Consider the following 21,458-nt stretch of genomic DNA (forward strand, 5'->3'; position numbering starts at 1 on the left):
GTCGGATGCGTCCTCGGCGGTCAGAAGGGGCGCTTCTGTCGTTCTCGTGCACCCCGTGACGGCAAGGAGGACCGTCACGATGAGTGCGGCGGCGCGGGCCCTCAACTGAAGTCGCTGGCGTTGCCTTCGGCGCAGTCCGACGAGAGCTGGATCACGGTGTTCATGGCACTGGCTCCCAAGCCGATCGTCGAACCTCCTTCGCCCTCGGCACCGACGTAGTAGAGGGGGCGGTCATCGTTCAGTGAGCTCTTGGTCTGGTGCGTGGAGTAGCCGTTCTCCTTGAGGACCGCTTCGGCCCGATTGATGTAGTCGCGGGGATCCGAAGGCGGTGCGCCTTCCACCGACCAGCTGAACTTCACGCCTTCGTCAGATCGTGGTCCACATTCAGTCGCCGTCGGCTGCCGGAGCTCCGGTATGGCTGCATCGTCCAGCGCACGGAGCTTCTCCACGATCGCCTGGCTCTCGCTACGTACTTCATCCGGGGTCATGCGCGATTCCGATGCGGTCTGGGAGTCCCTGTCTGAGTTGCGCAGCCACTGGCGAGGAGCACCGCGGTGACGACTCCGACCCGGGAGGTCAATGCTCCGATCACGAGTACCGACGACGGTCCGAGAGCGACAAGTCACCCGCCTGCCTCGGGGGCGTCTCATTCGTAGTCCGCAAGGTCGCCCCCCGCGCAAACCGAGTCGACGGTAAGGGAAGAGGTCTGCTGATTTGCGGTTGCCGACACCGCGGGGCGGTCGCTGTCCTTGGTCTGTACCTGGTAGAGAACGCCGTACTTGCCGAAGTCTGTGCTCCGAGTCGACACTGCAAAATCGTTCTTACGAAGAGTGGCTGCGACCGCATCGATCCACGCTTTGGGATCGGTCGGAGGTGTGCCGCGAGAGTCCCAGTGGAACTGGACACCTCCGTGCGGATCGCCGTCGTGGCTGCACTCGGTCGGGGCTGGTTCTGCTGTCCGACTGACCGATGACCATTCGGAACCGGCGACATCGAGCACGAGGTTGCGTGCTGCCTCTGCATCTTGGCGATTCCTTTGGACATCCATCGTGTCTTCTCCCGTTGCTGAGCAGCCACAGAGCGCCGTGACCACTGTGATGAGGATCGCTGTCAGCGGCATCCGCAAGTTCCACGTGCGCGTCACCATGGGTCCAGGGTCGCCTTTGCTGTGTTGATGAGGGCTGAAGTATCCGGGTCAAGATATCCGAATGGGTCGCTGTCCGACTTGTGTTTCACCGGGTCGTGAACGGTGACGCCGTATGTCGGGCCGTCGATGTTGCCGCCGTGAACAGAGTCAGCGTCCGTCGGAAGGTCCTCTGCCCCGAAGGCCGGAGCGCTCGGATCGGTGCGCCCGCTCACGAGGCGTCCACCAGGTGCGACCCATTCGTCTCCGGTGCCGGCGTAGACGTGTTCGGCACCAAGGTTCCCAGCATCGTGGATCCAGGAAGGGATTCCCGCGGAGCCGAGGTTGACCGAGCTCTGGATGCCGAGGTCAGGTTGCGTCGCCATGGCGATCGCCGTCGTGGTGGTGCCGTAGGAATGCCCGACCAGATTGAGGACAGCGCTGTCATTCCTGCTCGCGCGGAACCCGACGAGGTCGGACACCAGCTGCTTGGCACCGGCGTCCGCCTTGTCGTCGCTGAAGACTTCTCGCGATCCAGTGCCGAAGTTCTTCGGGGTGTCGTAGTTGATCCACTCGACAACTGCGGTCTCGCTCGGGTCGCCGGTGACGTGGTCTTGGACCTCCTTGAGGTTCCGCACGCCGCGCTGGAGAACTGTTGCGTCGCCGAGCGTCGTCCCCATGCCCGGCACCACGTAGCTCACGTTCGGTGCCGTGTCCAAGTTGCCGACCGAGATTGCTCCGAGCGGCGGTTCCCCCATGCGGAAGCTCACCACTTGGACAGGGGTGTCAGAGAAGGTCTCGTTTGGTAGCTGGCTGCCCCGAGCGGCACTCGCGAAGTTCTTCAGCTGATCGTTCAAGAGCTGCTCTTCGACGAGCTGCTGAGCGAGGTCGTAAGGGCGGAGCCCGGCCGAGACGGCATCTTCGATGGACTTCTTGAGCGCTCGAAGTCGACCATCCGACGCCTTCTTCTGGCGTTTGAGTTCTGCCCTGTTCGCGGCGTCCCGCGCCCAGTACGCGACGCCGTTGAGGTTCCCGATCACGGCAGGGAACGCCGCGATGAACGCATCCTGCGCGGCCGAGTGGGCGCCCTCCGAGCCCTTCCCGTCGTCACCGCCGAGATCAGACCACCACTTCGCGACCGCCTTCGGGTCGCTCACCTTGCCCAGGCGATCGGCGAGTGCCTTGTCGCCGGCGAACGCGGCGATCTCCTCCGGCTTCAGTCCGCCCAGGAACGCGAGCAGCTGCGCGTCGGTCATCCCCGCGATCGTTGCGGCGCTCGTCGCGAACGCGCCGATCACCTCGGACTCACCGAGCTTCGACGCGGTCTCCGCATCCGCAGCCTTGCGGCGAGCGACGAGGTCCTGCCACGACTGCTCGAGCGCGACCTTCGATACCTGCAGTCCCGCGGCTTCGGCGGAGAGCCCGAGCATCTTGGCAGGGGCGTCGTCGGCGTCGGACTTCTGCAGCTTGTCGACCGCTCGCGCGTTCGAGGTCAGGTCCTGGTGATTTCGGCTCTGCGCCGCTTTGATCGTCTGCGCTTCGGTCTGGATCTGCTCGATCCGTGTGGCGTAGGAGATGAGGACGGTCGCGGCCTGGTCGATGTGGCCAGCGATGCGCTCACCGCCGGCACCCACCTCGGCCGCCGCGGAGACGAACGATGCCTTGTTCTTCGCCTTCCACTCTCCGTCGGAGACGACCTCCGCCTGCCGGTGCACCTGGCTCGAAGCGGTGCGGATCTTCGACGATCGCTGCTGCAGGCGCTGCGCGACGGAACGGATCGACTGGGGGTCGCCTGCAGTCGGGTCCGCGCTCACGAGCCGGCCGCCCGTGCTCGGGAGGCGTCCCAGTCCTCGAAGGCAGCGACGACGCCGTGAGCCTGTTTCGCGACGGCGCCCGTGTTGTTCTCGAGCGCGGTGGTCATGTTGGTTTGCACACGGAGCGACATCTCGAATGCGGACTGCACCTCGGCTGCACCGAAGTCCGCACCGCCGAGAACGGTGACCGCGACGCTGCTGAGCTGCGTCTGACTCTGCTCGATCTTGCCCGCGATACCGCGGATTGCCCCCGCGTCGATGACGACGTCCGTCACGGTGTTCCTTCCCCCGAAGTGGTACGTCCGGCAGCATATCAGCCACGATCCCGGTGTCGGGCGCCGCTGTTACGGTGCAGCAATGCAGATCACGCCCGAGGGCCACGCGCTCCTCAGCCCGAGCGACCTCACCACGTGGGCGTCGTGCGAGTGGGCGTTCCTGCGCAGACTCGACGCCAAGCTCGGCCGCGGGGAAGCCTTGCCCGAGTCGCACGACGACATGCTCGACCGGACGGCGAAGCTCGGGGACAAGCACGAGCTCGACTACCTCGAGATCCTCAAGGCAACCCACGACGTCGTGGAGTTCGACCGCCCGGCGCCGCCCGAGTACAGCGCAGCAGCCGAAGCGGCACTGCAGACCATGCGCGCGGGCGCGGACGTCCTCTACCAGCCGACCTTCCACCGACCGCCGACCGCGGACGAGGCGGGCTTCATCGGCTTCGCGGACTTCATCATCCGCAACGACCGCGGCGAGTACGAGGTCTACGACACCAAGCTCGCCCGCCACGCCAAGATCAGCGCCCTGCTGCAGCTCGCCGCCTACGCCGAGCAGATGCGCGCACACGACATCCCGACGGGCGAGCAGGTCCACCTGGTCCTCGGTGACCGCACCACGACCACGCACGACCTGGCCGACATCACGCCGGTCTACCGCACGCAGCGCGCCGAGCTCACACGGGTGATCGCGGAGCGGATCGCAGCGGACGAGCCCCTGCAGTGGGGCGATCCGCGCTACAGCAGTTGCGGTCGCTGCGCCGTCTGCCAGACCCAGGTGGAGGAGCACCGTGACCTGGTCCTCGTCGCCGGGATGCGCCTCGACCAGCGGACGAAGCTGATCCGGCGGGGGGTGCTGACGATCGATGACCTGGCGGTCCGCACCGCACCGGTGCCCGGCATGTCGAGCACGACGCAAGGTCGCCTGGTCCGTCAGGCGAGCCTCCAGGTCGAGTCGGAGCGGACGGCGACGAAGAAGCCGGCATGGGAGCTGGCAGACGCAAGAGCCCTCGACGCGATCCCCGTACCGGACGCGGGCGACGTGTTCTTCGACTTCGAGGGCGACCCGCTCCACACCGAGGACGGCGTGCACTGGGGACTCGACTACCTGTTCGGCGTGGTCGACGACCGCGCGGGGTTCACGGCGTTCTGGGCGCACACGATCCGCGACGAACGACAGGCCCTGGTGGACTTCCTCGCGTTCGTCGAGGAGCGTCGACGCGAGCACCCCGGCATGCACGTCTACCACTACGCCGCCTACGAGCGGACGCACCTGCTGTCCCTCGCCGCGCGGCACGGCGTCGGCGAGGAAGCCGTCGACGACCTGCTCCGTGCCGGCGTACTGGTCGACCTGTACCCGATCGTCCGCAAGGCGCTCGTCGTCGGCAGCCACAGCTACTCGATCAAGAAGCTCGAGCCGCTGTACATGGGCGAGGACCTGCGCCTGAGCGACGTGACGAACGCCGCGGACAGCATCACGGCCTACGTCGATGCGATCGAGGAGCTCCGCACCGGTGACGCCGCCGAGGGCCAGCGGATGCTCGACCAGGTCGCGGACTACAACGCGTACGACTGCCGCTCGACCCTGCGTCTGCGCGACTGGCTGCTGGCGCTCCGGCCGCCGTCCACGGACGCGCCGGCCGAACTCGACCTGCCGCCGATCCCCGTCGAGCGCGAGCCGAACCCCGTGTACGTCGCCCTGGCGTCCGAGCTGGAGCACGTCGAGGCGCTCGACCGCACTCCTGACCAGACCGCGTTGGCGCTCGCCGCGGCCGCGATCGACTACCACCGCCGCGAGGCCAAGACCTTCTGGCAGGACCACTTCGACCGGCTCCGCAACCCGGTCGACGAGTGGGCGGACACCCGCGACGTCCTCGTCGTCGAGCGTGCGTCCGTTGAACGCGACTGGGACACGCTGCCGCGTGCCCGATCGCAGTCCCGAGAACTCCGGTTGTCGGGGACGCTCGCGCCCGGCAGTCGGCTCCGGCCTGGAGGCTCGCCCCACCTCGTCTACGACGACCCGCCTCCGCCATCGGTCGGCTCACCGGGTCCCGGGTCGAAGGGTGCGACGGACCGCGCCGTGATCCTGGACGTCCACGACGACGGCGAGGCGACAGAGGTACTCGTGCTCGAACGGCTGCCCGTCGGTGGGGAGCCGCACCGCGAGTTCCCGGTCGCGCTCGCGCCGTCGTCGCCGCCACGCGCGAAGCCCCAGCCCGAGGCGATCGCCGAGTGGGGTGCCGAGGTCCTCGACGCGCTGCCGGAGATGCTGCCCGACCCGGCGTTCGACCTGCTCCGACGGGTGCCACCGCGCGGGGCGATCACGCCCGTGGTCGGTGACGACACCGTCGCCGCGGTGATCGCGACGCTGCTCGGGCTCGATCGGTCGTACCTGGCGATCCAGGGCCCTCCCGGCACGGGCAAGACCTACGTCGGGTCGAACGTCGTCGCGCGACTCGTGCGTGAGCACGGCTGGCGCGTCGGCGTCGTGGGACAGTCGCACGCGACGAGCGAGAACTTCCTGTCCTCCGTGGTCCGAGCAGGAGTCCCGGCCGACCGCGTCGTGAAGCAGCCGAAGGCCGGTGCCGACGCCGACGAGATCGAGGCGGCAGCGTGGACCCCGGTGAAGAACGGCGCCGCGATCGCCGCGTTCCTGGAGTCCTGCGAGCAGAGCGGCACCGGGGGAGTCGTCGGCGGCACCGCGTGGACGTTCGCGAACGAGTCGACGATCGCGCGGCGCTCCCTCGACCTGCTCGTCGTCGACGAAGCCGGACAGTTCTCCCTCGCCCCGACGATCGCGTCCTCGATCGCCGCGACCCGGCTGCTCCTGCTCGGTGATCCGCAGCAGCTGCCCCAGGTCTCGCAGGGGTCGCACCCCGAGCCCGTCGACGAGTCGGCACTCGGGTGGCTGGCCGACGGCGAGCACGTCCTGCCGGCGGAGTTCGGGTACTTCCTCGCACGGACCCGGCGGATGGAGCCGGCGCTGACGTCAGCGGTGTCGGGGCTGTCCTACAACGGACAGCTCACGTCGATGGCGACCGGGCGGCACCTCGAGGGCATCGACGCCGGTGTGCACCCGGTGCCGGTCGTCCACGCGGGGAACACCACCTCGTCGCTCGAGGAAGCGGCACGCGTCGTGTCCCTGGCGAAGGACGTCGTCGGTCGGTCCTGGACCGACGGCGACACCGTGCGGACGCTGACGGACGAGGAAGTCATCGTCGTCGCGCCCTACAACGCGCAGGGCGCGGTGATCCGCCACGAGCTCGACCGCGCGGGCTTGACCGGTACCCAGGTCGGGACGGTCGACATGTTCCAGGGACGGGAGGCCGTCGTGTCGATCGTGTCGCTCGCTGCGTCGAGCGCGGCCGACATCCCACGGGGGCTCGACTTCCTGCTCATGCCGAACCGCCTGAACGTGGCGCTCTCGCGTGCGAAGTGGGCGGCGTACCTCGTGCACTCGCCCGCGCTCACCACGGCCCTACCACCCTCGATCCCCGGCCTGTCCCTGCTGTCCCGCTTCATCGAGCTGGTCGAGCCGCCTCGACCGCTCTGACCTCTTCGACCGCTCGGAGTCGCATCGCAGCCCTGCACGCCAGGCTGTCGCCCGAACGTGGGCTTTCCTCGAACAGTGAGTGACTGCCATGCTCGGATCGTGACGGACCTGACGACGCCCATCGCGAACGGTGCCGACCCGGAGCGCCCATCGGGATCTCGAGCGACGCCGGTCGGGTCCCTGCCGCTGACCCTCCGGGCTCGGCGGCCTGGGTATGCCGTGATGCAAGAGTGCCTGCGCATCCAGTCCTCCGTGCCGAGCCGAACGAGTGCGCAGCGTTTCTGGGGTTCTGACCCGGTCGTCCCAGCGGCACGTTCGTGGTTCAAGGGAGCGGTCGGAGAGCGGCGCGTCGCCGCGGAGCTCGAACGGCTCGGACCCGCGTTCACGGTCCTCCACGCCGTTCCTGTGGGCACGGGATCGACGGACATCGACCATCTGGTCATCGGGCCGAGCGGCGTCTTCTCGATCAACACGAAGAACCACAGCGGCCAGCGTGTCTTCGTCGGTGGCGGGTCGTTCATGGTCGGCGGGAAGAAGACGTCGCACATCGGAGCAGCGCAGAGTGAGGGCCGGAAGGCCACGCGGTTGCTCTCGGCGGCAGCAGGGGGGCCGATCGAAGTGGAATCACTCCTCGTCGTAGCTGCTGACCAGATCCGGTTCGGGAAGAAGCGTCCGCCCGTCGTCGTGTTGACGCCCGAGCAGGTGCGGCCCTGGATATCCGGTCGTGCTCGAGCCCACTCCGACGAGGCGGTCCGGTACCTCTCGATGCTGGCAGAGGATCGCGGGACCTGGCACGCTGCGGCAGTCGTGCTGGACGACACGCTCCGCCTTGAACAGCGCTTCGATCGGCTCGTGCGAGAGGTCGAGGGGGCTCGGCTGCGTCGGCGTCGAGTGGCGCTCGCTGTGTTCCTCGGTGTGGTCGGGGTCCCGGTGGCGGGATTGATCGCGCTGTCCAGCGTCGCGGCGTCGCTGCTCGGCGGTTGACCGCTGGTCGCCTCAACCCGACCCGACCGGGGCCGCTTCCGCCGATGATGCTGGCCGATCTGGTTCTCTGAGCCCGGACTTCGCGAACCGGATCGGTCACCGGTGAGTTCGGATGCGCTCCGGGCCGCTCATGCGCTCAGCCTTCGCCGGCCTCGTCGTCGTCGAGGTCGGCCGCGCCGCGGAGCTCGGCGCGGATGGCCGCGAGGGCGTCTGCGTGCAGGAAGTTCGCCGCCTCGCCGCTGGTCGGGTCGACGACGATGCCGAACTCCTCGGGCACGGCCGTCACGAGCTCGGCCATCCGGACCGGGCGTGCCTCGGTGTCGGGGAGCCCGGCGGCGAGCTCGGCTGGGTCGGTGAACACCGGCACGAAGGGCAGGTCGCGGATCATCACGTGGGCGATGCTCCCGCCGTCCGGGGCGTCCGCCGACTTCCACGGCACCCAGGCGGCACTCCCGAGGAACCCGGCCGCCGACGACGCCATGCGCCGCCGGAGCTCGCTGGCTGCGGTCGACGCGGTGTTCTCGACGCCGCGGCCGAATGCCGAGCCGGTCGACTGGTCGTTGCTCATCGGACTCCTCCAAGTGGTGGACGGCCATCGTCCCACGGGCGAGGGCAACGGGCCTGGATGCGCACTCCGGACACCGGTATCGGAGCCGGGGCATACATTCCGATCCAGTGCCCCGATCCAGTGCCGACGTCGTCCGAGGAGTTCCGTGCCACCATCGCAGTTGACCCGCCGATCGCTGTTGACGGGTGCGTTCGGAGTCGCCGCCGCGACGGCGCTGAGCGGGTGCGTCGCGAACAACGGCCCGGCGCCGAGCAGTGCCGCCGCGGGGTCGAAGGCCGACATCGGCGAGGTCGAAGGCACGCTCCGCTTCGCGTTCTGGGGCGGCAGCGACGGCGAGAACACCGGGTTCGCCCGGGTCAAGCAGGCCTTCGAGACGCGGCACCCGAAGGCCACGGTCGAGCTGCAGACCCTGCCGTACGACGGGTTCTTCTCCGGCATCGATCGAGGCATCCTCTCGCGGACGGCGCCGGACGTGTTCCGCGTCGACTACACCAGTATCGGCAAGTACACCTCGCACGGCGTGCTGCTCGACATGACGCCGTACTTGAGCGCGACGGAGTCGGAGGGCTTCTTGCCGGCGCTGTACGACGCGGTCCGCTTCGAGGGACGCACCTACGGCGTACCGCACCAGACGGACACCTCGGCGATCGCCTTCAGCCGCACAGCACTCGACGAGGCGGGCATCGGCGCGGTGCCCGACCGGCTCGAGGACGCGTGGACCTGGGACGAGTTCGCGGCCGTGAGCACGAAGCTCCGGAAGACGCTGCCCGACGACAAGTACCCGTTCGCGTACGACTGGACGGCAGCGGGGGCCTACCGGTGGGCGAGCTTCCTGTACCAGGCAGGCGGATCGCTCTTGACGCCGTCACTGCGACGCTCGGCGGTCGACGGGGATCCCGGCCGGAAGGCGATGGCGTTCACGCAGCGGTTCTTCGACGAGCGCTGGGTGCCGGCGAACAACACCATCAAGACGACGGTCTACTCGGACAACTTCTTCCTGAACCAGACAGTCGCGATGACGTTCATCGGTGACTTCCTGGTGCCGGAACTCGCGGACACCGCGAACGGGTACCAGGGCGGCGAGTGGGCGACGACCTACATGCCGCGCGACCGGGCAGCGGCGTCCGACCTCGGTGGCAACGCGATCGTCGCCACGCGCGACACCGCCAACCCGGAGCTGGCGGCGGCGTTCCTCAAGTTCCTGGTGGAGGAGGAGCAGATGCGTGACTTCTGCCAGCGGGCGAACGAGCTGCCGACGCTCCGGAGCCTGGCGTCGACCGACCTGGACTACGCCGTGCGACCGGACGTGATGGACGTCTTCACGCAACAGGCGACGACGATCACGGAGACCGCCGTCCGCGAGACCGTGGTGCCGGGCTTCGCGTCGGTCAACACGGCCCTGCAGGACCAGCTCGAGCTCGCCTTCCACGGACGGAACACCGATGCCGCTGTGCGGGCGATCGACGCCGCGGTCGATGCGGCGGTGTCCGCATGACGGGCGCGGCGGAGCGCATCGGAGGCGCCACGGCTGGTGGAGCCGTGCGGCGCGGACCGCGGCGGACCGCCGGACCGTTCCGGGCCTCCAGTGGGGCTGCGGCGACCGCGTTCCTGGTGCCGAACGTCGTGCTCATCGTCGTCTTCACGCTGCTGCCGCTCGTCTACGCGCTCGTCATCAGCTTCCAGGACCTCGACTCGCTCGGCGGCACGAAGTGGGCCGGGCTCGGCAACTACGCCGAGCTCCTCGCCGACCCGGTGTTCTGGCAGTCGGCAGCGAACACCGGCGTCTTCACGCTGTTCACCGTGCCGGTGGGCATGGCGATCGGCCTCGGCATCGCGGTCCTGCTGAACGGCGTGCTGCCGGGGCGGGCGGTCTTCCGGACCATCATCTTCCTGCCGCTCGTCGTCTCCGGCGTCGCCACGGGCGTGCTCGGTGCGTGGATGTTCGACCAGAACAACGGCTTCATCGACAAGTTCCTGCACGTCCTGGGGTTGCCGCAGGTGCAGTGGCAGTCGAGCGGCGGCTGGGCGATGACCGCCGTGATCCTGATGACCCTGTGGCAGCGCATCGGCTTCGACATGCTCATCTACCTCGCGGGACTGCAGGGCGTCGATCCGGCGGTGCAGGAGGCGGCGACGACCGACGGGGCGAGCGGGTGGCAGCGTTTCCGGCTGATCACGTTCCCGCTGCTCGGACCGTCGACGTTCTTCCTGCTCGTGATGAACCTGATCTACTCGTTCCAGGTGTTCGACACCGTGTGGGCGATGACCCGTGGTGGCCCCGGGTACGGCACGACGACGATCGTGTCCTATGCGTACCGGGTCGCGTTCGACGAACACGGGCCGCAGCTACTCGGCTACGGCGCGGCCGTCGGCATCGTGATCTACCTCGTGACCCTGCTGATCACGGGGCTGCAGTGGCGCTTCAACGCCGGACGGGACCAGGCCGACTGATGACCTCCTCCACCTGGGACACCGGCGCAGCCGCCCCGCCGCGGAAGCGCCACGGTCGTCTGCTCTGGCTGCGGATCGCCGTTGCGGTGATCGTCACCATCGTGATGGCGTTCCCGCTGTACTGGATGCTGCTCACGGCGTTCTCGACGCGCGCCGACCTCTACGCGCCCGGGCTGCAGCTCTGGCCGGCCCACTTCACGTTCCAGAACTTCGTGCGACCGTTCCAGGAGTTCCCGGTCTGGCGGTGGTTCGGGAACTCGCTCGTCGTCGCGGTCGTCGTCACGGTCATCACCGTCGTGTGCAACCTGCTCGCCGGGTACGCGTTCGCCAAGCTCCGGTTCCGTGGACGCAACGCGCTGTTCCTCGTGCTGCTGTCGACGCTGATGATCCCACCGCAGGCGATCATCGTGCCGCAGTTCTTCATCTCGATCGGCCTGCACCTGTACGGCGGGCTGTGGGCGGTCATCCTCCCGGAAGCCGCAGCGATCTTCGGGGTGTTCCTCGCGCGGCAGTTCTTCCTCGCGGTCCCCGACGAACTCATCGAGGCCGCGCAGCTCGACGGTGCCGGGCGCTTCCGTGCGTTCGTGTCGGTGGTGCTCCCGCTGTGCCGCCCGCTCTTGGCCGTCCTCGTGCTGCTGACGTTCATGGGGGAGTGGAACGCCTTCGGGTGGCCGCTCGTGGCGCTGTCCGGGAACCAGGACCTGTTCACCGTGCCGATCGGCATCGTCGGGACGCTGCAGGGTCAGTACACATCGGACTACGGCGCGATCATGGCGGTCAACCTGCTGATGATCCTGCCGATCGTCGCCCTGTTCCTCGCGTTCCAGCGCTACTTCGTCGAGGGACTGTCGCGGAGCGGCCTGCGGTGACGTCGGTTCGACCGCGTCCGAGCGTCGACGATGCCCGGCGGTGGGTGGCAGTGGACTTCGACGTGCACGCCGTCGACGTCGAGGAGGTCACCGGCGGCACCGACACCTCGGCGGTCGTCTGGCGGCTGGTCGACGACGAGGGCGTCGCCTGGGCGGCGAAGTGGACGACGCGTCCGACGCGGACCGGCACCCGCCTGGTCACCTCGATGGCCGCGGCCGGCCTCGCGAGCACGACGCGGTCGCGGCCCACGGAGGGCGGCCGCCGCCGCAGTCGACGCGCCGGCGGCCGGCTCGCCCTCTCGCGGTGGTCGGACGGGCAGGACGCGGCGACGGTCGGGCTCGACCTGGAGGCATGGCGAGCGTACGGCGCGCTGCTCGCCGACGTCCACGCACACGCGTTCCCGCTGCCGGCCCGCAGGCAGGGCGCTCGCCGTGGCATCCGGCGGCGTCGCCGCCGCTACGTGGCCGAGATCCGCGCGCTCGACGCAGCCGCCGCGTCGGGCACGGATCCGGTGCTCGACCTGTGGCGGCAGGCGCGTTCCCGGATCGACCTGCTGCTCGAGGGGACGCGCCTCGTGCCGGGAGGGCCGGGAGATCCGGTCCGGTGCCACGGTGACCCGCACCTGGGCAACGTGCTGGTCGAGGAGGCCGGCGAGCTGCTGCTGGTCGACTGGGACGAGGCCGTGGTCGGCCCGCGCGAGATCGACCTGCACCTGGTCGAGTTCAGCGTGCTGTTCGAACCCGCGACCCCCGAGCAGCTCGATGCGTTCCGCGCCGGGTACGGGCCGACGGCCGTGGACGAGCACCGCATGGTGCGGTTCGCGTGCATCCGAGCGCTCGAGGACCTGACCTCGACCATGTCCGAGGCGGTCGCGGCCGGCGTCGGACCGGATCGCGACGAGGCGCTCCGCGTGTTCACCGGCATCCTCGCGCCGACCGGCTCGGCGTCGCTGGTCGGCGCGCGGCTCCGGGCGGCGCTCAGCTCGACGACGTCGGGACGACCGACGGGCGACGTCGCCCCAGGTCCATAACTGCCATCCCCAGAAGAGGGCGTCGTCTGGCCGGCGCGGACGCTCTACGCTCGTTCCTGTGATCGACTTCAGCAACGGCACTCTGTTCAAGCTCGCCCAGTGCGACCCCGCCGAGATCGCTCCGCAGATCTCCGGATTGCTGCTCGAAGGGGAGCAGATCCTGGTCGCTGCCAAGACGATCCGCGACTTCGTGGTCTTCACGGACAAGCGGATCCTCGCGGTGAATGTCCAGGGCATGACCGGCAAGAAGCGGGACTTCACGTCGATGCCCTACAGCAAGATCCAGGCTTTCTCGGTTGAGACCGCGGGAACGTTCGACCTCGATGCAGAGCTCGAACTGTGGTTCAGCGGGCTCGGCAAGGTCAAGTTCGAGTTCAAGGGGCGGTTCGACATCACGTACCTCGGGCGCCTCATCGCTCACCACGTGCTCTGAAGCGAGCACGGAACCGAGCGATCCGCGACCGACCCGGAGACGAGCGCATGAACCAGCAGCCCCCTTTCGACGAGCCGTACCGACCCGGACCCCCGCAGTACGGACCGCCTCCGAGCAACGGTCTCGCGGTCGCCGCGTTCGTCCTCGGCCTGTTCGGGTTCCTCGTAACGTGGATCCCGTTCTTCATCGGCCTGTTCCTCGGATTCGTTCCGGATGTGCTCGGGATCGTCTTCGGCATCGCCGGGATCATCCGGGCGAACCGCGTCCGTCGAGGGATGGGGCTCGCCGTCACGGGGCTCGTCCTCGGAGGGCTCGCGTTCCTCAGCATCTTCGTCGGAGCCGGCACGATCTGGTGAACGGGTCCTCCAGGCGGCGCTCAGCTCGACGAGGCGGTCGCGGCTGACGCGGCCGTGACGCCGGCCAGCATGATCGCGGTCTGCACGTCCTGCAGCACTCGCTTCACGGCGACCGACGCCCAGGTGCCGGACGTGATGTCCTGGACACGTGCCTTGTCCACCTTGCCGAACTGTCCGCGCAGCGTGCGGGTGGCATCGAGCAGGCCGATGACCGCAGCGGCGAACGGGGTCGGGGCTGCTCGACCATCGAGCACCGCGAGGACCTCGCCCCGGAGTTGCTGCTCAGGGCGGCCGTCGGCTTCCGGATAGGACATCGTCGTGAAGATCCCGAGCGTGGTGCGCTGCGCCGAGGTCAGCAGTCCCCGGGCGACGAGTTCGGCGAAGACGTCGTCGCGGAGCGGTCGCTTGCCGAGCTTCGTCACCCACCACTTCGCGCTCCGTGCGGCACCGGAGGCCGCGATCGTCCCGACGACACCATCGAGCACGGGGTTGCCCGTGGGACTGCCGTCCACCACGCGGACGTGCCTGCCATCGAGCGAGATGGCACGGCGGACGGCGAGGTCCGCCAGGACCGCCCCGGCGAGTCCGGTGTCGAACCGCTGCGAGTCGATCGCCCGGCGGCCGTCGGGTTCGGTCAGCAGCAGTGCGAACGCCTGGGGCACGGTGAGTTGCTCAGCCATCCACGCATGCTGCCACGCGTGGCCAGGCCGAGCCGGGCCTCCCGGCCGATGCCCAGGGTGACCCGCGCACCCAGCCGCGCACCGCGAGGTGGCGAAGCTCGACGGAAGCCTCCGTGGATCAGTACTTGGCGGACTGTCCGCCGTCGATCGGGACGACCGCGGCGTTGACGTAGCTGGCGTCGTCCGAGAGCAGGAACGCGACCACCGCGGCGATCTCCGGCGCCTCGCCGTAGCGCTTGGTGGGGTTGACCTGGATGAACTCCTCGGCGGCCCTGCGCGGGTTCTCCGGGTCGATCTGCTTCATCGAGTTCTCGACCATCGGCGTCCAGATGGCACCAGGTGCGATCGCGTTGATGCTGATCCCGTACTGCCCGTACTCGACCGCGGAGTTGCGAGTGAGTCCGACGACGCCGTGCTTTGCGGCTGCGTAGCCGGACTGGTTGCCCACGCCGCGGATGCCGCCGACGCTGGCGGTGTTGACGACCTTGCCGGAACCCTGCTCGCGCATGACGGCGAGGACCTTCTCGAGCCCGAGGAACACCCCGCGGAGGTTGATCGACACGACCTTGTCGAACTCTGCGGCGGTGAAGGACTCGGTGGGGTTCTGCTTGCCCTCGATGCCGGCGTTGTTGAAGAAGCCGTCGATGCGGCCGAAGCGCTCGGTGGTCGCGGCGACGTACGCCTCGACCTGCGCTTCGTCGGAGACATCGGCGACGGTGGTGAGGACCTCGGCGTCGGGCGTCGCGTCGAGCACGGCGGACTTCGTCGCCTCGAGGCCCTGCTCGGAGACGTCGACGAGGGAGAGCTTCGCGCCCTCTGATGCCAGGCGGACGGCGGTCGCACGGCCGAGGCCGGAGCCGCCTCCGGTGATGAGGACGACGCGGTCGGTGAAACGTTCGGACATGGGGGAGGCCTCCTGCGGTCTTCGACGATGAAGTGGATGCGTGTGCATCGGCTCGGACTTAGGCTACACCTGTCGTCTTGCGATCAACACCGCTCGAGCACGCGGGACATGGCGTCGCGCTCTGCGGGGACGACCCACAGCCGGTACTCCGTCTTCACCGTGATCTGGTGCTCCACGTAGGTGCAGCGGAACGCGGTGTCCGCCGGCAACCAGGTGGCGGCGTCGCCGGAGCGCTTCTGCGCGTTCGAGTGCTGGTCCACGGCGAAGAGGTTCTCCGGATCGTTCGCCAGGGCCGCTCGCTCGGACTGGTCGAGCTGCTGCGCGCCGGTGATCCACGCGTTCTCGAGGGCGACGACGTGGTCGATCTGGACCTCGGTCGAGGTGGTGTTGCCCCGCACGAAGTCGATCGCCCCGCCGGTGTACGGCGAGACGAGTTCGCCACTCGTGACCGTGCACGGGCCGCGCTTGGTGATCTCGGTCAGGTCGCGTGCGAGGACGTCGTTCCGGGTGTCGCACCCGTTGCGGTCGACGTCGAGCCAAGCGGTGCCGAAGTCCGCCGTCCGGTCGTACCCGGTCGCCGCGGCCTTCCCCTTGACGGGCAGGGCCGCCAGCAGGGTGCGCGCTCGCGCCGCGTCGGCCGGACTGGAGGCTCGGCTCGGCTCCGGCGCGCTCGCTGCGGTCGGCGTGTTCGTCGGTTCGCCGACCGGGCTCGCGCCGACGGACGCGGTCGCCGTGGGCGCCGCGTCTGCCTCGGTCGGCTGGAGATCCGTGGTGTGGAGGGCGTACCCGATGACGGCGATGCCGAGGGCGATCAGCGCGGAGGTCAGGGTCAGGCGGGTCCTACGGCGTCGGCGTGACGGCATGGTGGGTGGTGCTCCAGGTGGTGCTCGGTGGTGTGTCCCTCGATCCTGGTGGCAGCGTCCGACATCGCCGCGTAGACACGATGGCATGACCGATTTCGCAGAACCGTCCGTACCGGTGACCGGCGGAGCGATGCCGCTCCTCGGCTTCGGAACCTGGCAGATCGCCGACGCCGACGCCCCCGCGGCGGTGCAGGCAGCACTCGAGGCCGGCTACCGACACATCGACACGGCAACCGGTTACAGCAACCAGCGTGGCGTGGGGAAGGGCGTCGCGGCCTCCGGGCTCGCCCGCGACGACGTCTTCGTCACGACGAAGCTGCCGCCGGACAACGCCGACCGCGTCCGCGCCACGATCGAGGAGAGCCTCGACCAGCTCGGACTCGACCACCTCGACCTCTGGCTCGTGCACTGGCCGCCGAATGGCGAGGCGCGCCCGGACGTCTGGGAGCAGGTCGTGCAGGCGCAGCAGGACGGCTTGACGAAGGCCGTCGGGGTGAGCAACTACTCGCTCGCCCAGATCGACGAGCTCACCGAGGCGACCGGTGTCACCCCGGCGGTGAACCAGATCAAGTGGAGCCCGGCCGAGTTCGACCGGACCGTGGCCGACGGGCTGCGCGACCGCGGCGTCGTGCTCGAGGGGTACAGCCCCTTCAAGGCGAGCAACCTCCAGGACCCGACGCTGGTCTCGATCGCCGAGGCGCACGACGTCGACACGGCGCAGGTCATCGTGGCCTGGCACGTGGCACACGGCTTCGTCGTCATCCCGAAGTCGTCCCAGCCGGAGCGCATCGCCTCGAACGCAGCCGGCGCCCGCGTCCAGCTCACCGAGGACGAGGTCGACCGCATCGACGGACTCGGGAGGTAGCGTCGGCGGAGTGAACACCGCACTCCTCGTCATGGACTACCAGAACGGCATCGTCGAGCGTCTCGGCACCGACGAGGGACTCGCCGCGGCGACGGCCGCGGTGTCGGCGGCGCGGGAGCGGCGGATCCCGGTGCTGTTCGTCCGCGTCGCGTTCCGACCCGGCGCGCCAGAGGCTGCGGCGACGAACAAGATGTTCGGGGGGATGCCGTCACGGATGGCGCAGCAGGCACCGGACGCGACCGAGATCCACCCGGCGTTCGGTGCCGGCGACGACGACATCGTCGTCACGAAGTTGCGGGTGAGTGCGTTCGCGGGTTCGGACCTCGAGGTGCTCCTGCGTGGGCTCGACGTCCGGGACCTCGTGCTCTGCGGCATCGCCACGAGCGGCGTCGTGCTGTCGACGGTGCGGCAGGCCGCCGACCTGGACTTCGGACTGACGGTGTTGTCGGACGCGTGCGTCGACTCCGACCCGGAGGTGCACCGGGTGCTGCTCGAGAAGGTCTTCCCGCGCCAGGCAGACGTGGTCACCACGGCCGAGTGGACCGCGTCGCTCGGCTGAGCGTGCCGCGCCGGATCAGGCGAGCAGGGAACGGATGTCCTCGGCGGTCAGGTCGTCGGCGAACAGGGCGTCGTCGTCGATCATCGTGGCGAAGAGCTGGGCCTTGCGGGCGGCGAGTGCGAGGACCTTTTCCTCGATGGTGTCCTCGGCGATGAGGCGGTTGACGTTCACCGACCGGGTCTGCCCGATGCGGTGGGTCCGGTCGACGGCCTGTGATTCGGCAGCGGGGTTCCACCACGGGTCGAGCACGAACACGGTGTCCGCTTCGGTGAGGGTCAGCCCGAAGCCGCCGGCCTTGAGCGAGATGAGGAACGCCGGGGCGGTGCCGTTCCGGAAACGGTCGATCACCTTCGTGCGGGCCCGTGTCGAGCCGTCGAGGTACTCGTACCCGATACCGCGGTCGTCGAGGGCCGTGGCCACCATGCGGAGGAACGACGTGAACTGGCTGAACACGAGTGCGCGACGGCCCTCTGCCGCGAGCTGCTCCAGTTCGTCGAGCAGCAGCTCGAGCTTGGCGGAGGGGATGTCCTCTGACTCACCCGACACCAGCGCGGGGGAGAGCGCGAGCATCCGGAGCAGTGTCAGCGACCGGAACACGATCATCCGGTTGCGGTCGAGGTCGTCGATGAGGTCGAGCACCTTGAGGCGCTCACGGTTGAGCGTCCGCTCGTAGACGTCCCGGTGCGCCGGGTCGAGCGTGACCCGGACGACCTGCTCCTGCTTCGGTGGCAGGTCGGCGGCGACGCTCTCCTTCGTCCGTCGCAGCATGAGCGGGCGGATCCGACGGCGCAGACGTGCGGTGAGCTCCTGGCGCGCGGAGCCGCGGAGGTCGGGGGAAGCGAGGGGCTTCACGTAGTCGTCGCCGAACCGCGTCCACGACGACAGCAGCCCGGGTGCGACGATCGAGAACAGCGCCCAGAGGTCGGTCAGCCCGTTCTCGAGCGGGGTGCCGGTGATCGCGATCTTCACGGGGGCCTGCAGCTCGGCGGCCGCCCGGTGCGTCTGCGACTGCGGGTTCTTCACGAACTGCGCTTCGTCGAGGAGCAGCGCCGACCACGGCAGGTCGGTGTAGGCGCGGGCGTCGAGGCGGAGCAGCGCGTAGGAGGTCACGACGACGTCCGACGCGGCAGCGGTCCTGGCGACGAGCGCGGGGTCCTTCAACGAGGTCGTCTCGATCGTGGCGACCTGCAGCGACGGGACGAACCGTGCTGCCTCGGCCGCCCAGTTCCCGACGACCGAGGTCGGTGCGACGACGAGGAACGGCGGGTCGTCGGGCGCGGTACTCCGGCGCGCGGCGATCATGGCGAGCGCCTGCAGGGTCTTGCCGAGTCCCATGTCGTCGGCGAGCACCCCACCGATGCCGTTCGACACGAGGAACGACAGCCAGGCGTACCCGGACAGCTGGTACGGCCGGAGGTCCGCGCGGACGGTTTCCGGGACGGCGACGTCGCCAGGGGGCGCCGCGTCGAGGAGCCGCGACGCCATGGCCGTCCACCGTTCGTCGTGGTCGGTCTCGTCGGCGAGCTGGTCGAACTCGGACCACAGCCCGGCCTGCAGGGGCGTGACCGTCATCGGCTGCGACGGCTCCCACTCGTTCTGGTCACGGGCTTCGTCGATGAGCTCCTTCAACCGGTCGAACGCCGGGTCCGCGAGCGACAGGTACGAGTTGTCGACGAGCTTGAGCCGCCGCTGCCTGCTCGCGAGCGCGGTCAGGAGCGGCGTGAACGGGATCTCCTTGCCCTTGACGCTGACGATGATGCCGAGGTCGAACCAGTCGTGCTTGTCGGAGGGCATCGTCGTGACGCGGATGTTCGGCTTGCCGGTGAGTCGTTCGTAGTCGAGGCGCTCACCCTGCACGACGACCCGCACGCCGTGGTCGGGGAGCGCGGGGAGGAGCTCGTTCGCGAGGACCGCGACGTCTGCTCCCTCGACCGTGCCGTCGACGAACCACGCCAGCGACTCCGCCACGTCGTCGGCGGCGCGGACACCGGTCAGGTCCGGCAGCGGCCCGTGCATCGACACCGGGTCCTTCCGGCCGTCGACGTGCCAGCGCCACTGCAGGTGTGCGACGTCGTCGGTCCGCGGTGCGCGGGCCGGTTCGAAGGTCACGGTGAGCACGAGTTCCGGGGGAGTCCGCTCGGGGAGCTCGATCGAGCCGTCCGAGCTGACGAGCCCGAGCGCACCCCGGAGTCGTGGCGACCAGTCCGCCAGGAACTCGGACACCTCGGCAGCGGGGACCTGGATCCTGGTGCCCTCGACGAGCATGCGCCGCTGGTCCGCTGGCACGGGCTCCGGCGTCGGGGCGAGTTCGACGCGGAACTCCGGCGACTCGCGGAACACGTAGAGCCCGTGGTCACCGATGAGCCGAGCGGCGCCGTCCACCACGGGCCTGCCGTCGAGCACGGCGCTGGTGCCGATCACGAGCCCGGAGTCCGAGCGAGCGACGTCGAGCAGCACGCGGGCGTCGGTGCCGAGCGTGGCACCGCCCTCGCGCTTCCCGGTCACGAAGGCGACCCCGAGCGACGGGGCCTGTCGCAGCAGCGGCCAGAGGAGCGGGCTCTGGAAGTCGTCGAGGTGGATCCAGTCGCTCTCACCGGGGAGCCCGGCGAGCGCGCCCGCACGGTGCAGGGCGGCGAACTGCAGGAACCACGCGTGCTGTTCGGCGCCGAGACCGAGCCGGTTCATCGAGTACGGGAGCGTGCCCCAGGTGAGCTGCCCGCGCACCCAGTTGCCGGCGTCGCTGCGGGTCACGGGGCGGACGCCGAGTCGGACCGACCGCGACGCCGTCGGCAGTGCCCGACCGGCCGATCGCGCGCGCGCAGCCATGCGGGCGGGCACCGCGTCGCGGAGTTCGAACTGCAGACCGAGCGGGGTCGACGTGGTGGACGTGACCGGTGGCGGGGCGTCGCCGGCGAGGCGGGCGACCTCGTGCCTCCAGTCCGGGGCCGGCGGAGCCGGTTCCTCGGCTCGTGGGCCGGCGTGCGCGGCCACGGCACGGGCGTTGATGGTGAGGAGCGCGGCGGCGACGTGCTTGCACTCGCCGCCGATCGGGCACGTGCAGCGGGACCGGACGGGGCGGACGAACTCGCCGCGTGCGGCGGTGGTGTCGACGTGCACCTCGTACGGTTCGTCGGCGGAGCCGGCCACGACCCCGGTGATCGTGCCGTCGTCGTGCCAGGTGGCGTCGTCGACGAGCCCGCGGCGGACGATGTCCCGCGCACGACCGAACGTCTGCGGCCCGACGAAGCGGATGACGTCGACGGCGTCGATCATCGGGGCGGCTGGCACGGGTCCATCGTGCCAGCAACCACCGACCCCCGCGGCCGGAGCCGAAGGCGCACGGCCACCCGGACAGGGGCTGTCCGCGGCGGCGTCGGCAGGGCATGCTCGAACCCACGATGCTGCATTCACTGGTCTACATGAGCTCTGCTCGCGAGCGCTTCGACGACGACGAGCTGGAAGCGGTCCTGTCCCACGCACGGGAGCGGAACACCGGCGACGGTCTCTCCGGCCTCCTGGTGTACCGCGCCGGTCGGTTCATGCAGCTCCTCGAGGGGCCGTACGACGCCGTGATGGCGACGTACACGCGGATCCTCGAGGACGATCGGCACCACGACGTCTCCCTGCTCGTCGAGGAGTCGATCCACACGCGGCGCTTCCCGGAGTGGACCATGGCGTTCGACCGCGACGAGTCGTCGGAGCTGCCGGAGGGGTTCAGCTCGTTCCTCGGCACGGGGGACTCCAGCGCGGACCAGAGCCGAGCGCGCGAGCTGCTCCGCTGGTTCCGGAACCACCCGCTGGCTGATCCGACCGCCGCGGCGGGCAAGCACCGACGCGAACAGGCCTGAACGCTCCGCCGCAGGGAGCGCCGGGCCGGACTCGACGACAGCACGACGCCCCGCACCGTTCCGGTGCGGGGCGTCTGGACTCGGTCAGCTTCCGGTTGCGACCTGTCCCTGCAGCGCGATCGCCTTCCACACGTCGAACGTGCGGTCGTTGCCCTTGGTGGGGGTGCCGTACAGCAGGATGGCTGCCTGGAACTGCTCGCTGTTGAGGCTACGGAAGTAGCCGGGGCCGATGATTGCGCTGCCGCGGGTCTCGCCCTGGATGATCTTCATGATGGTTCCTTTCGAGAA

General features: G+C 69.5%; 21 protein-coding genes. 11 read left to right on the top strand and 10 right to left on the bottom strand.

The features are described from left to right. Window positions 1-101 precede the first annotated feature (101 nt). The 4 genes from QK288_RS09495 to QK288_RS09510 form a co-directional block, all read right to left on the bottom strand. Complete coding sequence (locus QK288_RS09495) at window positions 102-488, bottom strand: hypothetical protein (protein WP_281267548.1); 387 nt, start codon at window positions 486-488, stop codon at window positions 102-104. Between the two features lie 158 nt (window positions 489-646). After that, window positions 647-1,147, bottom strand: a complete 501-nt coding sequence (locus tag QK288_RS09500; RefSeq protein WP_281267549.1) for a hypothetical protein — start codon at window positions 1,145-1,147, stop codon at window positions 647-649. Then, the gene (locus QK288_RS09505; RefSeq protein ID WP_281267550.1) at window positions 1,141-2,937 is read right to left on the bottom strand and encodes an alpha/beta hydrolase; all 1,797 of its coding nucleotides are present in this window, start codon (window positions 2,935-2,937) and stop codon (window positions 1,141-1,143) included. Before QK288_RS09505 ends, QK288_RS09500 begins: the two co-directional genes overlap by 7 nt. After that, window positions 2,934-3,212 carry a hypothetical protein gene (locus QK288_RS09510; protein WP_281267551.1) on the bottom strand — a complete coding sequence of 93 codons (279 nt, stop codon included), beginning with the start codon at window positions 3,210-3,212 and terminating at the stop codon, window positions 2,934-2,936. The genes QK288_RS09505 and QK288_RS09510 overlap by 4 nt, the downstream gene beginning before the upstream one ends. A gap of 82 nt (window positions 3,213-3,294) precedes the next feature. Here QK288_RS09510 and QK288_RS09515 point away from each other — a divergent pair, with 82 nt between their 5' ends. Both QK288_RS09515 and QK288_RS09520 read left to right on the top strand, forming a co-directional pair. Beyond that, window positions 3,295-6,759: a TM0106 family RecB-like putative nuclease gene (locus tag QK288_RS09515; RefSeq protein WP_281267552.1), complete on the top strand. Its 3,465-nt coding sequence runs from the start codon at window positions 3,295-3,297 to the stop codon at window positions 6,757-6,759. Window positions 6,760-7,011: 252 nt separating this feature from the next. Beyond that, window positions 7,012-7,743 (top strand): nuclease-related domain-containing protein, encoded by a 732-nt coding sequence (locus QK288_RS09520; RefSeq protein ID WP_281267553.1) that lies wholly within the window; start codon window positions 7,012-7,014, stop codon window positions 7,741-7,743. Between the two features lie 136 nt (window positions 7,744-7,879). Here QK288_RS09520 and QK288_RS09525 read toward each other — a convergent pair whose 3' ends face one another. Continuing rightward, on the bottom strand, window positions 7,880-8,311 hold the full coding sequence (locus tag QK288_RS09525) for an SseB family protein (RefSeq protein WP_281264085.1): 432 nt from the start codon (window positions 8,309-8,311) through the stop codon (window positions 7,880-7,882). Window positions 8,312-8,471: 160 nt separating this feature from the next. Here QK288_RS09525 and QK288_RS09530 point away from each other — a divergent pair, with 160 nt between their 5' ends. From QK288_RS09530 to QK288_RS09555, 6 genes are read left to right on the top strand one after another with little or no spacing between them, the layout of a single operon-like run. Then, window positions 8,472-9,806 carry a sugar ABC transporter substrate-binding protein gene (locus tag QK288_RS09530; RefSeq protein WP_281264086.1) on the top strand — a complete coding sequence of 445 codons (1,335 nt, stop codon included), beginning with the start codon at window positions 8,472-8,474 and terminating at the stop codon, window positions 9,804-9,806. Then, window positions 9,803-10,762, top strand: a complete 960-nt coding sequence (locus tag QK288_RS09535) for a sugar ABC transporter permease (RefSeq protein ID WP_281264087.1) — start codon at window positions 9,803-9,805, stop codon at window positions 10,760-10,762. Before QK288_RS09530 ends, QK288_RS09535 begins: the two co-directional genes overlap by 4 nt. Then, complete coding sequence (locus tag QK288_RS09540) at window positions 10,762-11,631, top strand: carbohydrate ABC transporter permease (RefSeq protein WP_281264088.1); 870 nt, start codon at window positions 10,762-10,764, stop codon at window positions 11,629-11,631. Before QK288_RS09535 ends, QK288_RS09540 begins: the two co-directional genes overlap by 1 nt. A 44-nt stretch (window positions 11,632-11,675) precedes the next feature. After that, entirely contained in the window at window positions 11,676-12,662 is a 987-nt protein-coding gene (locus QK288_RS09545) for an aminoglycoside phosphotransferase family protein (protein ID WP_281264089.1), read from the top strand. Between the two features lie 58 nt (window positions 12,663-12,720). Beyond that, window positions 12,721-13,095 (top strand): PH domain-containing protein, encoded by a 375-nt coding sequence (locus tag QK288_RS09550; protein ID WP_281264090.1) that lies wholly within the window; start codon window positions 12,721-12,723, stop codon window positions 13,093-13,095. Window positions 13,096-13,142: 47 nt separating this feature from the next. Next, on the top strand, window positions 13,143-13,451 hold the full coding sequence (locus tag QK288_RS09555; protein ID WP_281264091.1) for a hypothetical protein: 309 nt from the start codon (window positions 13,143-13,145) through the stop codon (window positions 13,449-13,451). Between the two features lie 20 nt (window positions 13,452-13,471). On the opposite strand, the gene QK288_RS09560 is transcribed toward QK288_RS09555, so the two are convergent. The 3 genes from QK288_RS09560 to QK288_RS09570 all read right to left on the bottom strand — a co-directional run bounded on the left by QK288_RS09560 (window position 13,472) and on the right by QK288_RS09570 (window position 15,898). Continuing rightward, entirely contained in the window at window positions 13,472-14,131 is a 660-nt protein-coding gene (locus QK288_RS09560) for a GPP34 family phosphoprotein (protein WP_281264092.1), read from the bottom strand. 118 nt (window positions 14,132-14,249) lie between these two features. Next, the gene (locus tag QK288_RS09565; RefSeq protein WP_281264093.1) at window positions 14,250-15,035 is read right to left on the bottom strand and encodes an SDR family oxidoreductase; all 786 of its coding nucleotides are present in this window, start codon (window positions 15,033-15,035) and stop codon (window positions 14,250-14,252) included. An 83-nt stretch (window positions 15,036-15,118) separates the two neighbouring features. Then, a complete protein-coding gene (locus QK288_RS09570; protein WP_281264094.1) occupies window positions 15,119-15,898 on the bottom strand; it encodes an HNH endonuclease family protein in 780 nt (259 codons plus the stop codon). Window positions 15,899-15,983: 85 nt separating this feature from the next. On the opposite strand from QK288_RS09570, the gene QK288_RS09575 reads away from it, so the two are divergent. Beyond that, entirely contained in the window at window positions 15,984-16,763 is a 780-nt protein-coding gene (locus QK288_RS09575; protein ID WP_281264095.1) for an aldo/keto reductase, read from the top strand. 10 nt (window positions 16,764-16,773) lie between these two features. Then, complete coding sequence (locus QK288_RS09580) at window positions 16,774-17,322, top strand: isochorismatase family cysteine hydrolase (RefSeq protein WP_281264096.1); 549 nt, start codon at window positions 16,774-16,776, stop codon at window positions 17,320-17,322. A 15-nt stretch (window positions 17,323-17,337) separates the two neighbouring features. Here QK288_RS09580 and QK288_RS09585 read toward each other — a convergent pair whose 3' ends face one another. After that, on the bottom strand, window positions 17,338-20,610 hold the full coding sequence (locus QK288_RS09585) for a DEAD/DEAH box helicase (protein ID WP_281264097.1): 3,273 nt from the start codon (window positions 20,608-20,610) through the stop codon (window positions 17,338-17,340). 110 nt (window positions 20,611-20,720) lie between these two features. On the opposite strand from QK288_RS09585, the gene QK288_RS09590 reads away from it, so the two are divergent. After that, window positions 20,721-21,170: a BLUF domain-containing protein gene (locus QK288_RS09590; protein WP_281267566.1), complete on the top strand. Its 450-nt coding sequence runs from the start codon at window positions 20,721-20,723 to the stop codon at window positions 21,168-21,170. Between the two features lie 84 nt (window positions 21,171-21,254). Here QK288_RS09590 and QK288_RS09595 read toward each other — a convergent pair whose 3' ends face one another. Further along, window positions 21,255-21,440, bottom strand: coding sequence for a hypothetical protein (locus QK288_RS09595; protein WP_281264098.1), 186 nt, complete (start codon window positions 21,438-21,440; stop codon window positions 21,255-21,257). Window positions 21,441-21,458: the final 18 nt, after the last annotated feature.

Origin of the sequence: Curtobacterium sp. 9128 (assembly GCF_900086645.1) — a bacterium.
In the GTDB taxonomy this organism is placed as follows: Bacteria; Actinomycetota; Actinomycetes; order Actinomycetales; family Microbacteriaceae; genus Curtobacterium.

What these genes read in the sequence shown, in the direction of transcription:
- QK288_RS09495 (WP_281267548.1), bottom strand. Translation starts at nt 488, where the DNA reads ATGACCCCGGATGAAGTACGTAGCGAGAGCCAGGCGATCGTGGAGAAG.
- QK288_RS09500 (WP_281267549.1), bottom strand. Translation starts at nt 1,147, where the DNA reads ATGGTGACGCGCACGTGGAACTTGCGGATGCCGCTGACAGCGATCCTC.
- QK288_RS09515 (WP_281267552.1), top strand. Translation starts at nt 3,295, where the DNA reads ATGCAGATCACGCCCGAGGGCCACGCGCTCCTCAGCCCGAGCGACCTC.
- QK288_RS09525 (WP_281264085.1), bottom strand. Translation starts at nt 8,311, where the DNA reads ATGAGCAACGACCAGTCGACCGGCTCGGCATTCGGCCGCGGCGTCGAG.
- QK288_RS09535 (WP_281264087.1), top strand. Translation starts at nt 9,803, where the DNA reads ATGACGGGCGCGGCGGAGCGCATCGGAGGCGCCACGGCTGGTGGAGCC.
- QK288_RS09540 (WP_281264088.1), top strand. Translation starts at nt 10,762, where the DNA reads ATGACCTCCTCCACCTGGGACACCGGCGCAGCCGCCCCGCCGCGGAAG.
- QK288_RS09555 (WP_281264091.1), top strand. Translation starts at nt 13,143, where the DNA reads ATGAACCAGCAGCCCCCTTTCGACGAGCCGTACCGACCCGGACCCCCG.
- QK288_RS09560 (WP_281264092.1), bottom strand. Translation starts at nt 14,131, where the DNA reads ATGGCTGAGCAACTCACCGTGCCCCAGGCGTTCGCACTGCTGCTGACC.
- QK288_RS09565 (WP_281264093.1), bottom strand. Translation starts at nt 15,035, where the DNA reads ATGTCCGAACGTTTCACCGACCGCGTCGTCCTCATCACCGGAGGCGGC.
- QK288_RS09570 (WP_281264094.1), bottom strand. Translation starts at nt 15,898, where the DNA reads ATGCCGTCACGCCGACGCCGTAGGACCCGCCTGACCCTGACCTCCGCG.
- QK288_RS09575 (WP_281264095.1), top strand. Translation starts at nt 15,984, where the DNA reads ATGACCGATTTCGCAGAACCGTCCGTACCGGTGACCGGCGGAGCGATG.
- QK288_RS09590 (WP_281267566.1), top strand. Translation starts at nt 20,721, where the DNA reads ATGCTGCATTCACTGGTCTACATGAGCTCTGCTCGCGAGCGCTTCGAC.
- QK288_RS09595 (WP_281264098.1), bottom strand. Translation starts at nt 21,440, where the DNA reads ATGAAGATCATCCAGGGCGAGACCCGCGGCAGCGCAATCATCGGCCCC.